11 protein-coding genes and 1 pseudogene are annotated in these 13,451 nt (G+C 71.0%); 9 read left to right on the top strand and 3 right to left on the bottom strand.

What is annotated here, in order from left to right; genetic code table 11:
* Positions 1-415 precede the first annotated feature (415 nt).
* Both ACZ3X1_RS27655 and ACZ3X1_RS27650 read right to left on the bottom strand, forming a co-directional pair.
* Complete coding sequence (locus ACZ3X1_RS27655; RefSeq protein WP_467281355.1) at positions 416-2,677, bottom strand: catalase; 2,262 nt, start codon at positions 2,675-2,677, stop codon at positions 416-418.
* Between the two features lie 50 nt (positions 2,678-2,727).
* Positions 2,728-3,351, bottom strand: a complete 624-nt coding sequence (locus tag ACZ3X1_RS27650) for a flavodoxin family protein (RefSeq protein WP_390080083.1) — start codon at positions 3,349-3,351, stop codon at positions 2,728-2,730.
* 137 nt (positions 3,352-3,488) lie between these two features.
* On the opposite strand from ACZ3X1_RS27650, the gene ACZ3X1_RS27645 reads away from it, so the two are divergent.
* The 9 genes and pseudogenes from ACZ3X1_RS27645 (at position 3,489) to ACZ3X1_RS27605 (ending at position 11,034) form a co-directional block, all read left to right on the top strand.
* Positions 3,489-4,487, top strand: a complete 999-nt coding sequence (locus ACZ3X1_RS27645) for a magnesium and cobalt transport protein CorA (protein ID WP_390080085.1) — start codon at positions 3,489-3,491, stop codon at positions 4,485-4,487.
* A gap of 84 nt (positions 4,488-4,571) precedes the next feature.
* Complete coding sequence (locus tag ACZ3X1_RS27640) at positions 4,572-5,660, top strand: YihY/virulence factor BrkB family protein (RefSeq protein ID WP_467281354.1); 1,089 nt, start codon at positions 4,572-4,574, stop codon at positions 5,658-5,660.
* Between the two features lie 84 nt (positions 5,661-5,744).
* Positions 5,745-6,158 (top strand): phage holin family protein, encoded by a 414-nt coding sequence (locus ACZ3X1_RS27635; RefSeq protein ID WP_362632261.1) that lies wholly within the window; start codon positions 5,745-5,747, stop codon positions 6,156-6,158.
* Positions 6,155-6,532: a DUF3618 domain-containing protein gene (locus ACZ3X1_RS27630; RefSeq protein WP_390080090.1), complete on the top strand. Its 378-nt coding sequence runs from the start codon at positions 6,155-6,157 to the stop codon at positions 6,530-6,532. The genes ACZ3X1_RS27635 and ACZ3X1_RS27630 overlap by 4 nt, the downstream gene beginning before the upstream one ends.
* A 49-nt stretch (positions 6,533-6,581) precedes the next feature.
* Positions 6,582-6,815: a DUF6479 family protein gene (locus ACZ3X1_RS27625; protein WP_362632265.1), complete on the top strand. Its 234-nt coding sequence runs from the start codon at positions 6,582-6,584 to the stop codon at positions 6,813-6,815.
* Positions 6,816-7,143: 328 nt separating this feature from the next.
* Positions 7,144-7,992 (top strand): MIP/aquaporin family protein, encoded by an 849-nt coding sequence (locus ACZ3X1_RS27620; protein WP_467281353.1) that lies wholly within the window; start codon positions 7,144-7,146, stop codon positions 7,990-7,992.
* A gap of 132 nt (positions 7,993-8,124) precedes the next feature.
* Positions 8,125-9,642, top strand: coding sequence for a glycerol kinase GlpK (gene glpK / locus ACZ3X1_RS27615; protein ID WP_362632269.1), 1,518 nt, complete (start codon positions 8,125-8,127; stop codon positions 9,640-9,642).
* A 64-nt stretch (positions 9,643-9,706) separates the two neighbouring features.
* A pseudogene (locus ACZ3X1_RS27610) lies at positions 9,707-10,156 on the top strand (ATP-binding cassette domain-containing protein); the annotation flags it as partial.
* 137 nt (positions 10,157-10,293) lie between these two features.
* Complete coding sequence (locus tag ACZ3X1_RS27605; RefSeq protein WP_467281352.1) at positions 10,294-11,034, top strand: sortase domain-containing protein; 741 nt, start codon at positions 10,294-10,296, stop codon at positions 11,032-11,034.
* A 124-nt stretch (positions 11,035-11,158) separates the two neighbouring features.
* Here ACZ3X1_RS27605 and ACZ3X1_RS27600 read toward each other — a convergent pair whose 3' ends face one another.
* Entirely contained in the window at positions 11,159-13,231 is a 2,073-nt protein-coding gene (locus ACZ3X1_RS27600) for a SpoIIE family protein phosphatase (protein ID WP_467281351.1), read from the bottom strand.
* Between the last annotated feature and the right edge of the window lie 220 nt (positions 13,232-13,451).

Genomic DNA, 13,451 nt, shown 5'->3' with positions numbered 1-13,451 from the left:
TTTCCCGGCTTCGGCCGTACGGGTTGCCCCCGGTCGCGGCGATCGCGCGCAGGGCCTCCATTGTGGGTTCTGCGCCGGCAGAGCGGGGGCCGCTTTGGCACAGGTGCGGCAGCTCGTTGCGGTAGACCCCGAAGTTCCCGTACAGCGTCGCGCTGCCCCCTCCCGCCTCCTTGCGATGCGGTCCATCTGCGTGTCCAGCCCCTGCGCCGTGAACACGCGTGCGGCGGCGGCGAGGATCTCCTCCCTGTTGCGCCGTCCGTCAGCCCGCAACGGTCGCTGCGCTCCTTCTGCCACCAGTGCTCGCCGGCCCTCTCCGTGCCGCCCTCGGCTCGCTGAGTGGGGGCCGCGCGTCACGCGCCTGACCGCACGGCACGACCCTGACCGCACCCGCGCGGTCAGGGTCGTACGGTGTGCCTCACAGGGCGGTGGGGAACCGGTCCCAGGCCCGGTGTTCGCCCAGCGCCGCCTTGAGCGCGTCCAGGGCGGCCGTGCTGCTGTCGGCGACCGCGATGCCCGGCTCGTCCGCCGTGATGCCGGCGGACACCAGGAGTCCCTCCACGCCGTTCCAACCGCCGATGGCCTTCCCGTGCCGGTACGCCTCGGTGACGAGCAGCAGCACGCGCGGATCGGGTGCCTCAGGGGGCAGGGCCGTTGCGGCCTTGGCGTCGCGGGCACCGTAGGCGTCCGCCCCGGCCTCGGGTACGCCGGCCAGCAGGAGGGCGTCGAACTCGACGGAACGGGCGGTGGCGAAGGTCCGCTGAACCGTCACCGGGCTGCCTTCGGGGTCCAGCGTGCCACCGGTCGGGGCCACGATGAGCGGCACCATGCCGGCGTCCAGGCAGGCTTGCCGTGCCGACCGTACGCCGTCCAGGTCGGCCGCGGCGTCGGCGACGATGCCGATCACGCGCCCGTCCGTCGGCCATGTACCGCCCAGTTGGGAGAGGGCGGGACTGGGTTCGGTCTCGACCAGCGGTGCTTCGGCTGCGGGGGCCGGAAGCCCCAGGCCCTTGGCGACCTGCTCGCAGAGCTGCGGATCGATGTTCGCCAGGACCTTCAGTTGGCGTTCCTTGATGGCCTGTTCGTAGCACTTGCTCAGCTCGAAGGTGTAGGCGGCGACGATGTGTTCGCGCTCGGGCGGCGTCATGCTGAGCCAGAACAGGCGCGGCTGCGTGAAGTGGTCCGAGAAGGACGCCGGTGCCTCACGGACCTTGGCCGCCTGGGGAATCCGTACGGGCGCCTCGATGTACGCGGCGGTGTCGGAGCCGGCGAGGAACGGGCAGCCGCCGTCGAGGCTGTTGGGCCGGTAGGGGGCGGTTCCCGTGTGCACGGCGCTCTGGTGCATGCCGTCGCGGAGCATGTCGTTGACGGGGGCGTGCGGCCTGTTGATCGGAATCTGGGCGAAGTTGGGGCCGCCGAGCCGGCTGATCTGGGTGTCGAGATAGGAGAACAGCCGGCCGGCGAGCAGCGGATCGTCCGTGACGTCGATGCCCGGCACCAGGTGGCCGGGGTGGAAGGCGACCTGCTCGGTTTCGGCGAAGTAGTTCTTGGTGTTCGCGTTCAGGGTCATCAGCCCGATCGGCTGAACGGGGGAGAGCTCCTCGGGGACGATCTTGGTGGGGTCGAGGAGGTCGATGCCCTCGAAGGTCTGCTCCGGGGTGTCGGGGAAGACCTGGATGCCCAGTTCCCACTGGGGGAAGGCGCCCGCCTCGATGGCGTCGAAAAGGTCGCGGCGGTGGAAGTCCGGATCCATCCCGGAGATCATCTGCGCTTCCTCCCAGACCAGGGAGTGCACGCCGAGCTTCGGCTTCCAGTGGAACTTCACCAGGGCGGTCTCGCCGGCCGCGTTGACCAGGCGGAAGGTGTGTACGCCGAACCCCTCCATCATCCGGTACGACCTCGGGATCCCGCGGTCGGACATGTTCCAGAGGGTGTGGTGGGTGGCCTCGGTGTGCAGGGACACGAAGTCCCAGAACGTGTCGTGCGCGCTCTGCGCCTGCGGGATCTCACGGTCCGGATGCGGCTTGCCCGCGTGGATGATGTCGGGGAACTTGACCGCGTCCTGGATGAAGAACACCGGAATGTTGTTGCCGACCAGGTCGAAGGTGCCCTCGTCGGTGTAGAACTTCGTCGCGAAGCCGCGCGTGTCGCGCACGGTGTCGGCCGAACCCCGCGAGCCGAGGACCGTGGAGAACCGTACGAAGACGGGTGTCTCCACGTCCTTGGCGAGGAACGCGGCCTTCGACACCTCGCCGGCCGTCCCGTAGCCGAGGAACACGCCGTGCGCGGCGGCGCCCCGCGCGTGCACGACCCGCTCCGGGATCCGCTCGTGGTCGAAGTGCGTGATCTTCTCACGCAGATGGTGGTCCTGAAGCAGGACCGGACCGCGCGCCCCCGCCTTCAGCGAGTGATCGGTGTCGGGCAGGCGCGTCCCCTGGGCCGTGGTCAGGAACGCCCCGCCCTGCGCCACGCTCTGCTGCTCCACCCCCGTGACCTGCCCGGTCGGGCTCACCGTGGCCGGGCCGTCCTGGTCGGCCTTCGGGGGGAGGGGCTCGGTGGGTTCCGTCGGCTCGGACAGGGGCGGCGGCACGGGGCCCGGCTTGCCCGGCAAGTCGTCCGTGGCGGCTGCCTGCGGGGCCTCCGGTGTCTTCGATACCTTCGCTGCCTGCTTCTTCGTCATGATCCTTCTCCTTGCGGCCGCCGGGGCCGTGCACGGGGCCCAACCGCCGGTCAGCTCGCCGGGTAGGGGGCGCCCTTGAGCCGTCGGGCCAGGTGGGCGGTGTTCGCGGCGAGCGTGGCCGTCGTGGCGGCGGTCTTCTCGGGTGTCTTGTCGAGGTCCTGATAGTCGGTTCCCTGCATGGCCTCGCCGACCCAGTAGGTGACGGCGTTCGGGGCGAGGGAGAAACCGACGTCGTTCAGCCCCTGGAAGAGGTCGGCGCTGACCTTGTGCGCGCCGTCCTCGTTGCCGACGACGCAGACCGCGGCGACCTTGCCGTAGGTCAGCATGCGGCCCTCGTCGTCGCTCTCGGAGATCTCCGCGTCGAGGCGCTCCAGGACCCGCTGGGCGATGCTGGACGGGTGCCCGAGCCAGATCGGCGTCGACAGGACCAGGATGTCGGTGCCGAGGATGGTGTCGCGGATCTCCGGCCAGGCGTCGCCGTCGCCCATGTCGGTCCGCACGCCGGGTTTCACGTCGTGGTCGGCGATACGGATGGTCTTGCCCGTGACGCCGTGCTCGGCGAGCGCCGCCATCGTCTGCTCCGCCAGCAGCTGGGAGCTGGACGGAGCGGGGGAGGGGGTAAGGGTGCAGACGAGCGCGACAGCGCGCAGCGGAGTGCTCCTGTTGGGGTCCATGGTGTCCCGGCTACCCCCGCACCCGGCATTGATGTCGCACGTCATGCGACTCGTTCCGCTGGCTCGACCGGTGCGCCCGGGTCCACGAGCGACGGGCGTCACTGCACACCGCTGGGAAATGCGGGCAGGTGCGACCCATGGAATGCGTGGTGTACGAGGAACTGTCCGGGCGGTCGGAAACCGTCGAGTGCGGCCTTGACGACGAGGCATGCCGGCTGGTGTTGAAACGGTTGAGGGGACTGGAAGGCGGCGAATTCGGCTGGGTGCGACTGGTGGATCCGGCGGAAGGAGAACTCTTGCAGCTGGCCGAGGAACTCGGCCTGCACCGCCTGGCGGTCGAGGACGCCGTCCAGGCACGCCAGCGCCCCAAGCGGGAGCGCTTCGGCGACGTACTGGCCGTCGCGCTCAAGACCCTCTGGTACGTGGAGGAGGAAGCGGCCGTGGAGACGGGCGAGTTGATGCTCTTCGTCGGGCCCCGCTACGTCCTCACCGTCCGGCACGGCGAAGTGGACCCGACGGCCGAGGCGGCCGGCCGGCTGGCCGCCGACCCGGCCATGCTGCGGTCCGGCCCCCTCTCGGTCCTGCACGCCGTACTCGACGTCGTCGTCGACGCCTACAGCGAGGCCGCCGAGACGGTGCGCGGCGAACTCCAACGGCTGGAGGACCGCGTCTTCTCCCCTTCCCGGGTCGACCACACCGAGGACATCTACTCCCTGAAACGGGAGGTACGCGAGTTCCGGGACGCGGTCCAGCCGCTGGTCCCGGTCCTGACCGGCCTGTTGAGCAGCCTGAGCGGCGAGGACCACTGCCCGTCGAAGGTCCTGCCGTACTTCCGTGACGTCGCCGACCACCTGCACCGCACCGAAACCGAGGTGCGGACCCTCGACGAACTGCTCAACGCGGTTCTCGGTGCCCAGCAGGCGCGGGTCGGCACCTGGCAGAACGACGACATGAGGCGAATCTCCGCCTGGGCCGCGATCTTCGCCGTTCCCACCATGGTCGCCGGCGTGTACGGAATGAACTTCGAGCACATGCCGGAACTGGGCTGGAGCTACGGCTACCCACTCGCCGTCGGCCTCATGGCGACGGCGTCGGGCTTCCTCTACCGCGCCTTCCGACGCAACGGCTGGCTCTGAGGGCGGCCGTTGCCCACAGCGCCGGGCCCGGTTTTGCCCGGGCCGGACTGACATGACCGGGGCCGCGCTGGACAGCCGAGCGGTATGAGAACTCCACCGAGCCCACCGAGCCAGGACCACGACGGCGAGCGCGAACGCGACCGAGAGCGTGCCGACACCGAGCGGGAGCGTGCCGACACCGAGCGGGAGCCCGGCGTCGGCCCGAGCGCGCTGGTCGAGGAACGTGCCCCGGACGAGCCCACCGAGTTGCCCGCACGCTCCTGGAAAGCGGTGTTCCGCGGCACGGCCAGGGAATTCGGCAACGACGAGCTGGCCGACCGGGCCGCGGCGCTGACCTACTACGGAGTGCTGGCGATCTTCCCCGCCCTCCTGGTCCTGGTGTCGCTGCTGGGTCTGGCCGGCGCATCGACGGCCGTGCGGGTGCTGGACAACCTGCAGCGACTGGCTCCCGGCTCCGCCCGGGACGTGATCACGGACGCGGTCGAGCAACTGCAGGGCCGCAGCGGCGTCGGATCGCTGATGGCCGTCGTCGGTCTCGTCGTGGCGCTGTGGTCCGCCTCCGGCTACGTGGCCGCGTTCATCCGGTCCGCGAACGCCGTGTACGACGTGCCCGAGGGCCGCCCGGTGTGGAAGGTCCTGCCGCTGCGCCTCGCGCTCACCGTCACGCTGATGGTTCTCGCGTGCGCCGGCGCGCTGATCGTGGTCTTCACCGGTCGCCTGGCCCGGCAGGCGGGCGACGCCCTCGGGATCGGCGACATCGGACTGACGGTGTGGTCGATCGCGAAATGGCCCGCCCTGGTCCTCCTCGTCACCATCATGATCGCGCTCCTGTACTGGGCGGCGCCGAACGCGAAGGGCCGCGGATTCAAGTGGGTGACTCCGGGCAGCCTCCTGGCCCTGCTGATCTGGATGGCGGCTTCGGCCGGCTTCGCGTTCTACGTGGCGAACTTCGGCTCGTACAACAAGACGTACGGAACCGTCGCGGGTGTCGTCGTCTTCCTGATCTGGCTGTGGATCACCAACCTCGCCGTCCTCCTCGGGCTGGAGTTCGACGCGGAACTGTCCCGCCAGCGCGCGGTGGCCGGAGGGCTGCCCAAGGGCGAGGAACCCTATGTCCGTCCGCGCGACACCCGCGCGTGGACCGCCGAGGACCGCCGCCGTATGAACCACTGATCCGACGGGTGGAACGGGTGCCGGCGCGTATATCGGGTAGGCGCGCCTCGACAGTGCGTGTACTCGTGAAAGGGGAGGCTCCGTATGAGCACGATAGAACGGCAGACCCACATCACCGATGAATCCGTGAGCGTCCTCGTCTCGCGGGCTTCCCGGCAGATCTCGGAACTGGTCCGCGAGGAGATGCAGCTGGCGCGGGCGGAAATGACCCAGAAGGGGAAGCGCTTCGGGAAAGGCGGCGGCCTCTTCGGCGCGGCGGGCGTGCTGGGATTCCTGGCGGCGCAGGCCCTGACGGCGACCTGTATCGCGGCTCTGGCACTGGTACTGCCGTTGTGGGCGTCGGCCCTGATCATCGCGGTGGCGCTGGCGATCGTGGCCGCGGTGATGGCGACCGCAGGGAAGAAGCAGGTGGCCAGGGCAGGTTCCCCGGTGCCCGCACAGACGATCGACAGCGTGAAGGCCGATCTGGCCGAGATGAGGGAGAAGGCGCACCGATGACCGACGCATCCCACACACCTGACACACCTGACACACCCGACGAGCGTCGAACCGACATCGGCGCACCCACCCCCGACGAGCTGCGCGAACAAGTCGAACACACGCGTGACGAACTCGGGCAGACCATCGAGGCGCTGGCGGGCAAGGCCGACGTCAAGGCGCAGGCCAAGGAGAAGGCCGCACAGGTCTCCGACCGGATCCACGACAAGGCCGCGCACACGGTGCAGCGCGTGCACGACGCGACGCCCGATCCGGTCCTGGACGCGGCGGGCCGGGTCGCGTCGACGGCCCGCGCCAACCACAAGCCGTTGCTCGTGGCCGGCGCGGCCCTGCTGATCGTGCTGCTGGTCTGGCGCAGCCGCGGTTGCCGGTGAAAGCCCGTGGCGAGCTTGTAAGCCCGGCGAATGCGGGTAAGCGCGGGCCATGATTCCCACCGAGATTCTTGCGGCCGAAGGCCAAGGAGCCCTGTTTCTCATTTTCGCCGGAGTGGTGGTGGCCGTTCTTCTGATCGGCGCCTTCTGGTACGGCAGCCGGCGTGCCGCCCGGCGCCGGCCCCCCGCCCGGCCGGCCGATCAGAATCCCGTGGCGCGGGGCCGCGAGGACTCCTGGCAGACGCCGGAGGGCGATGACGCCGGGGGCCGCGGACCCCGGGTGTGAACCGGCCGCGCATTGCGCGCAGTAGTCGAAATAGTGCAGAAAGTAGCCGCGTATGTCAGCGTGGGGACAGGAACCTCGAAAATCCCACGCACGCAGGGCCCGGTCGGCGCCTGTAGTCACCCCGGCCGGGCCCTGTCACGCCCCATACGGCTCCGGTTGAGGAGCGCGGAGGCGGAGGGAAGAGGAATATGGATGTACCCGCACACGGGGATGTGCGCTGCGTGAGGACGGACAGGCTTCCGGGCGCGCGGGGGCATTCCGTGGTGCGGTCAAACAGAGGACTCGGGGCAGTCGAAGCCGGCCTTCGGCCCGGCGGAAAAGGGCACCCATGACGGAGCGCCTCCATAGATCGGGTCTGGTCGGCGAACTCTTCGCCGAATTCGCCGGCACCATGATCCTTATCCTCTTCGGTTGTGGTGTGGTGGCCCAAGTGGTCGCCGGCGGGGCCCTGACGGACCCCGCGGGCGGTCTCGGGAACCACGACAGCATCGCCTGGGCCTGGGGTCTCGGCGTAACCCTGGGCGTGTACGTCGCGGCGAGGTTGAGCGGTGCTCACCTCAACCCCGCGGTGACCGTCGCCCTGGCCGCGTTCAAAGGCTTCCCGTGGAAAAACGTGGCCCCCTACGCCTTGGCCCAGTTGGCCGGAGCCTTCGTGGCCGCCCTGCTCGTCCGTTGGAACTACACCGAGGCGCTGGCCAAGGCCGACCCCGGTCACACCATCAAGACGCAGGGCGTCTTCTCCACGCTCCCGGCCAACGGGAACACGAACCTGCCGGTGACCGAGTGGGGCGCACTGCGCGACCAGATCATCGGCACCGCCCTCCTGCTGTTCCTGATCTTCGCCGTGACCGACCTGCTGAGCACGCCGCCCGGCGCCAACCTGGCACCGTTCATCGTCGGCCTGATCGTCGTGGCGATCGGCATGGCGTGGGGCACCAACGCCGGTTACGCGATCAACCCGGCCCGTGACCTCGGTCCCCGCCTGGCGAGCTTCTTCACCGGATACGGCGGGGCATGGCGAGATCAGTACGGGAACCTCTACTTCTGGGTCCCGATCGTCGGCCCCCTCATCGGTGGCGTGCTCGGAGCAGCCGCCTACAAGTTCCTCATCGGCCGGTTCCTGCCGACCGCCGAACCGGAGCCTCCCGGACGGGTACCGGCACCGGATGAGAGCTGACCGCACCCGGGACGGACGCGCCACGGCCCGTCCGTCCCGGCCGGTCCCGGGTCCGTGGATCCGTACCGGCTCCACGGGCCCGTCCGGGCCTCGGCCCGCACACACGGCATCCTCAAGAGAAGGCGGCACCCCATGGCTGACTTCGTCGGCGCAGTGGACCAGGGGACCACGAGCACCCGTTTCATGATCTTCGACCATGCCGGCAACGAGGTGGCGCGGCACCAGCTGGAGCACTCCCAGATCCTCCCTCGCTCGGGATGGGTCGAACACGACCCGGTGGAGATCTGGGAACGCACCAACTCGGTGATCCAGAACGCCCTCCGGCACGGCAACCTCGACGCGTCCGACCTGGCGGCCGTCGGCATCACCAACCAGCGCGAGACGACCGTCGTCTGGGACCCCCGCAACGGACGCCCGTACTACAACGCGATCGTCTGGCAGGACACCCGTACCGACTCCATCGCCGCGGCACTGGAGCGCGGCGGCCAGGGCGACGTCATCCGCCGCAAGGCGGGCCTGCCCCCGGCCACCTACTTCTCCGCCGGCAAGATCCAGTGGATCCTGGAGAACGTCGACGGGGTGCGCGAGGCGGCCGAGCAGGGGCACGCCCTTTTCGGCAACACCGACTGCTGGGTGCTGTGGAACCTCACCGGAGGCCCCGACGGAGGCGTCCACGCCACCGACGTCACCAACGCCAGCCGCACCATGCTCATGGACCTGGAGACCCTCGACTGGGACGACGAGCTCCTCGGCTTCTTCAACATCCCCCGGGCGATGCTGCCCACCATCAACCCGTCCTCCCACCCGGAGGCGTACGGACGGACGCGCACCTCCCGGCCGTTGCGGGAGGCCATTCCCATCACGGGCGTCCTCGGCGACCAGCAGGCGGCCACCGTCGGCCAGGTCTGCTTCGCTCCCGGCGAGGCGAAGAACACCTACGGCACCGGCAACTTCCTGGTCCTCAACACCGGGACCGAACTGGTCCGCTCGCAGCACGGCCTGCTGACCACCGTGGCGTACCAGTTCGGCGACAGCCCCGCGATCTACGCCCTCGAGGGCTCGATCGCGGTCACCGGCTCCGCCGTGCAGTGGCTGCGCGACCAGCTGAAGATCATCACCGACGCCGGCGAGAGCGAGCGCCTGGCCAGGACGGTCGAGGACAGCGGAGGCATCTACTTCGTGCCCGCCTTCTCCGGCCTGTTCGCCCCGTACTGGCGCTCCGACGCCCGCGGCGCGATCGTCGGACTCGCCCGCTACCACGACAACGGCCACCTGGCTCGGGCCACCCTGGAGGCCATCTGCTACCAGAGCCGCGACGTCGTCGAAGCCATGGAGCAGGACTCGGGCGTGCACCTCGACGTGCTCAAGGTCGACGGCGGCGTCACCGCCAACGACCTGTGCATGCAGACGCAGTCCGACGTCCTGGGCGTACCGGTCAGCCGTCCGGTCGTCGCCGAGACCACGGCGCTCGGCGCCGCCTACGCGGCCGGCCTCGCCACCGGCTTCTGGCGGGACACGGACGAACTGCGCACCCACTGGCAGGAGTCCAAGCGCTGGAGCCCCCAGTGGTCCGAGGAGCGGCGCACCGAAGGGTACGAGGGCTGGAAGCGGGCGGTGGAGCGCACGCTCGACTGGGCCAAGGTCGAATAGCCCGTTCCCGTGTCGTCCCGCGCCGCGCCCCTCCCCGCTCCCCGGGAGCGGGGCGCGGCCGTGCGTCCTGGCGGGGGACCTCGAGCCCGACGCGGGGTCCGGGTGCCGCCCCGACCGGATCGGACACCTCGCGCAGGAGCTGCTGCCCGCCCGCTCCACCCGGCTCCCGCTGCTCGCCGCCTACGCGGCCGGACGGCCCGGGCCGCCGGAGGAGTACGCGGACGGGCTGCTGGCACTCGGTCTGTTCCGCGAGGAGGACCTGCACGTCCCGGTCGCGGCGTGTCCGCGGGGCAGCAGCGGCGGTTGCAGATCGCGAACCTGGTGACCCGGCCGGCCAAGCTCCTCGTACTGGACGAGCCGACGAAGCACATCGCCCTCGACCTGGTCGAGGACCTGGAGGCGGCCCTCGCCGCGTATCCGGGGGGAGCGGTGGTCGCGGTCTCGCACGACCGCGGCTTCCGCCACCGGTTCCCGGGGGGAGCGCCTGGAGCTGCGAGCCGGCCACAGGCCCTGACCTCCCTCCCGGGCCCCGGGGAGGGAGGTCACAGACCTGGACCCTTATGGACTTCTTGCTCCGTATGCCACCCTGACCGTCTACCGGGTCACCCACCTGCCGCTCGACCCGGGCGACCGACCCCCACGGATGCGCCCATGTCCCTGCCGTACCCGTCCCGAGCCTTCCCCGTCGTGCTGGCCGGAGCCGTGACCGCCCTGTTGGCGGCCTGCGGGCCCTCGGCCGCCGCCGGCCCCGCGGCCCCGCCGCAGCCGGCGGCGGCGGCCACCACCGCTTCCGCTTCGGCCGCTGCCACTGCTACCGCGGCCACCACCGCTTCCGCCGCCGTCTCGTCCGCGCCCGTCTGGTCCGCCCCCGTCGACGACCGCACCCAGGAGTCGACGCTGTCGATACCCTCCGCGGGCATATCCGGGCTGCGCGTGGTCCCGTACGAGGGCACCACCGACGACGTACCCGGCACCCGGATCCAGGACCGCGGGCTCGCGGCCAGCCCGTACGGGAAGGGGGGCGGGGTCGGCCCCGGCCAGGTCGGGAACTTCCTGGTCACCGCGCACCGCCTGTCGGCCGGCGGTCCGCTGCGGAACCTGCCCGCCGTCGGCACGGGCGACACGGTCCGCGTGACAGTGGGCGGGGTGGAGTACACCTACGAGATCGTCGCGACCCGCAAGACCTCCTTCCGCTCGGCGCGCTCCCTGCAGGAACAGCGCGCGGCGGTGCCCGGCTCGCCCGGCGCCACCCCCACCCAGGCCATGATCACGATCTCGACCTGCGCCACCCCGGAGGACCACGCCGAGGGCAACTTCTGGAGCGACGCCCAGGGAAACCCCGAACACCGCATCGACAAGATCGGCGTCCTGCGCGGGACCAAGACCCCCTGAGCCGCTGCCGCGAGCCCGGTGAGCGGCCGGCCCTTCGGAAGCGGTTCCCTGTCGTGGCTGATCGAGGCCGGCGGGGGCACGGATCTGACCTCCGGGCCGTAGCCACGATCTACGGCCCGGAGCCCTACACGGCGGCGCGGCGGATGCGGGCCAGGACGAGGACCGTGTCGTCGGTGGCCTCGTCGGGCAGCAGGTTCCCGATGATGCGGTCCGCGGACTCCTCCAGCGGGCCCGTCACGGTACGGAGCTGTTCCCGCAGTGCGTCCAGGCCGGCTCCGATGTCCTGGCCGCGCGCCTCGATGAGGCCGTCGGTGTAGAGGGCGAGCACCGCGCCCTCGGGCAGGTCGATCGCCGACGACCGGAAGGGGACGCCGCCCACGCCCAGCGGGATCCCCAGGCCCTCGCCGATGGTCTGGACGGTCCCGTCCGGGTGGCGCAGCAGGGGCGGCGGATGGCCGGCGTTCGCGATGCGGGCTCGCCCGGTGTGCGGGTCGTAGACGAGGTAGAGACAGGTGGCGAGCTGGATGCCGGCCTCCTGGGCGCACTTGTCGAGTTCAGCGAGCAGCGCCTCGGGGGTGCGGGTGTGGGCGGCGAGGGCCTTGGCCGTGATGCGCAGCCGACCCATGGACGCGGCGGCCGGTACGCCGTGCCCCATGACGTCCCCGACGACCAGGGCGACCCGGTCGCCGGGCAGGTTGATCACGTCGTACCAGTCCCCGCCGACCTCGGTGATCCGGCTCCCCGGGAGGTAGCGGTGGGCGATGCTGACGTGGGCGCCCGATGCCACGGCGCTGGGCAGGAGGGCGCGCTGGAGGGTCAGCGCGATGTCGTGGACCCGCCCGTACAGGCGTGCGTTGTCCAGGCACAGCGCGGCGCGGGAGGCCAGTTCGCCCGCGAGGGTGACGTCCTGTTCGATGAAGGGTGTGCGGGTGGCGGACCGGCCGAACATCGCGATGCCCAGCACCGTGCCCCGTGCGATGAGCGGGGCGATGACGATGCCGCCCAGCCCGCTGTCGAGCAGCAGGCGGGCACGGTCCGCGTGGGCGGCGGTGCGGGTGGCGAAGTCCTCGTCGACGACGACGTGGAGCGGGCGGCCGCTGCTCAGCATCTCGTGGATGCCGGAGCCCGGCGGGTACGTGACCCGCTCCAGGCCGCCCACCAGCTCGGGCGCGGGCGGCGGCAGGACGGTGCCGGTGGCGATCCGGCGCGCGGTCAGGGGCAGCTCGGGGTCGAACCGCTCGTCCTCGTACATCCACTCGACCATTTCCACGACGGCGGCGTCGCAGAAGCCGGGCATGACGGCGTCGACCAGCTCGCGGGCGGTGACCTCCAGGTCCAGGGTCGTGCCGACCTGGGCCGACGCGCGGTCCAGGAGGTCCAGCCGCTGTCGGGCGGCCGTCGCTTCGAGCAGGGCCTGCTCGCGGTCGGTGACGTCGACGAGCAGCCCGCCCACCCCGGCCCGGGTGTCTCCCGCCCCGCTCAGCGGGAAGAAGCTCACGGAGCGGACCTGGTCGCGGTCGGGCCGGCCCGTGGTGCGCAGCCCCACCAGTGCGCCGACGAGGGGACGCCCCTGGTCGGCCACGGCCCGGAGCATCCGCTCGTACTCGCCCCCGTCGGACGTGATCATGATGTCGGACATGCGCCGCCCCAGGTGCTCCAGCACCGGGAGACCGTCCATGTCGGCCAGCACCTGGTTGAGGTGGACGTAGCGCAGCTCCTCGTCGAGCATGACGAGGCCGATCGGGCAGGTCTCGAAGAGCGCGTCGAGGAAGGCGAGGTTCGTCTTGACCCGGTTGAGCTCGTCGCCCCTGCTGGCCAGGCCCATGATCACGGAGTCGCCCGCGGTCCCGGTCACCGGGAACACGCGGAATCCGCAGTCGAAGACCCCGGTGTCGCGGTGCCGGGCGGGCATCCGCACCCGCCAGTAGCCGAGGCTCAGCCCGCGTTCCACCAGCTGGGCGGCCCCGCCGGGGGTTCCGGGGGCGGGGTCGGGGAAGAGCATCGAGGCGGGCCGGGACAGGACCTCTTCGGGAGCGTAGCCGAAGAGGTTGCGCGCACCCGGGCCCCAATAGCGGACCCGCTCCTCTTCGTCCAGCCCGATCACGGCCACGGGCACGTGTTCCAGCAGGGACCCCGGCTCGGACCGGATCGGACCGAGGGCGTCGTCGTCCGCACCCCGGGGCCGGTCCGATGGCATCAGAGGTCCCCCTTCGTCGAGGTCTCCCCTCATTGTGCCCGTCATCGGGGAGGGGGACCTCACGGCTGTCTCGCCCGGGGTGTCCGCCCGTGTGTCGTACCGACCGGTAATTCCAGCCAATTATTCCCATGCACCTGACAGGCTCCTGACACTTCGAGGTGGCTGTGGGACGCTCCCGGCACGCACTCCGCACCCCCTGAGAGGCCCAGCGCCTCGCCCA

Source organism: Streptomyces sp. NPDC023541 (assembly GCF_055559995.1).
The sequence above is the reverse complement of the archived record's forward strand: the minus strand, read 5'-3'. Positions and strand labels throughout refer to the sequence as shown.